The organism is Shewanella sp. Isolate7 (assembly GCF_022398425.1).
Classification (GTDB): Bacteria; Pseudomonadota; Gammaproteobacteria; order Enterobacterales; family Shewanellaceae; genus Shewanella.
The window spans coordinates 1-1,258 of the sequence record NZ_JAKEVJ010000167.1; the positions used below are offsets into that span (position 1 = coordinate 1).

2 protein-coding genes are annotated in these 1,258 nt (G+C 43.2%); both read right to left on the reverse strand.

Going from position 1 to position 1,258, the window contains the following annotated elements:
• Positions 1-130: 130 nt before the first annotated feature.
• Positions 131-586, reverse strand: coding sequence for a hypothetical protein (locus L1D47_RS20740; protein ID WP_041508362.1), 456 nt, complete (start codon positions 584-586; stop codon positions 131-133).
• Positions 587-1,019: 433 nt separating this feature from the next.
• Positions 1,020-1,258, reverse strand: a 239-nt coding sequence (locus tag L1D47_RS20745) for an integrase core domain-containing protein (protein WP_239884257.1), incomplete at its 5' end; no start/stop codon positions are given.

Sequence of the window (1,258 nt, forward strand, 5' to 3'; positions counted from 1 at the left end):
GCTATAACCTTAGACTTAAAATAAGCTGGGTGAGAATAGAAAAAGGCGCCCAAGGCGCCTTTTTTATATGTATCTTTGTCCGAAATGGTCAAATAGCTCTGCTTAAAAAACCAAGCCTACATAACTCGGCTTAAATATCTTCCATTCTCAGACTGCTGTGTACAAGACGTTGCTGCTGAATCTTCTCGACCCGCACCAGATCGTTAAGGGCGTTCTTCACATCCCCCGGCACAGAGGATTCCGCCGTCTTCTCAAACAGACCGATCAGACGGTTGTCGAGATCCAGGTGTAGCTCAAGCAGATCATCTTCATTCATGTTGGCTGCTGGAATCACATCCTGACAACGCTTGATGAAGTCTTCAAACACAATGTCGTTGTACCAGAGTTCCAGCAGACGGCTTGGCGCCTCTTCGATGTAGTCATCGATCTTCTTAGACACCTCTTTCTCATGTTGTTGCAAATACTCCAGCATCAATTTCACGCGAGACGAATCTACCGCGCTGTGTAAACGCGCATACAAACGGGCCATTTCCAAGCGACACTTAGAGACATATGCCAACTGTTCATTAAGTTGTTGAAATCTCATTTTTCCTACTCCAATCGATGCCAAGCTTTAGGCGTTAATACTGACTTGATTTCATTATGGGAGTAATTAGCACAGTTTTTTTTGAACAATGTCATAATTTGCGCACTTCTGAAGTCGCTACATTAGACAAGCTTAAAGAATTTTATCTCACATCACGCTAATGACAATTTTGTGATCTTCACGCCGATAAAGAGCCAATAATCGTTAACTTAAAGGCTCTGGCAATAGATAAAACGACAAAACACTCATCAAAATTACTCTTCAATAGTGCATAGAAATTCACCAAGACCAAAATCTTTGGCACCTAAGCGCGTTCGAAGATGAATGAAGGATAAAGAATATGGGTTGCAGACAGAAACAAAGAGCCAACTGAGCTAATGTCGCATAGGGACAATACACGTAAACAGCGGGATAGATATTAACTGTGTAGTGGTCAACTAAAATTGGCCACGGTTTTGTATTCAAGCCAGTATCTTCGCTCTGACTCATTGGGTGTCAGCCCACCGTTATATTGATGTGGTCTCAGCTGACTGTAATACCCCGTCACATATCGTGAAATTTCACTCTTAGCCTCACCGATATCCCGATAGCCGGTCATCGGTATCCATTCTGTTTTTAAGCTTCTAAAGAAGCGCTCCATCGGGCTGTTGTCCCAGCAGTTTCCTCGTCGAC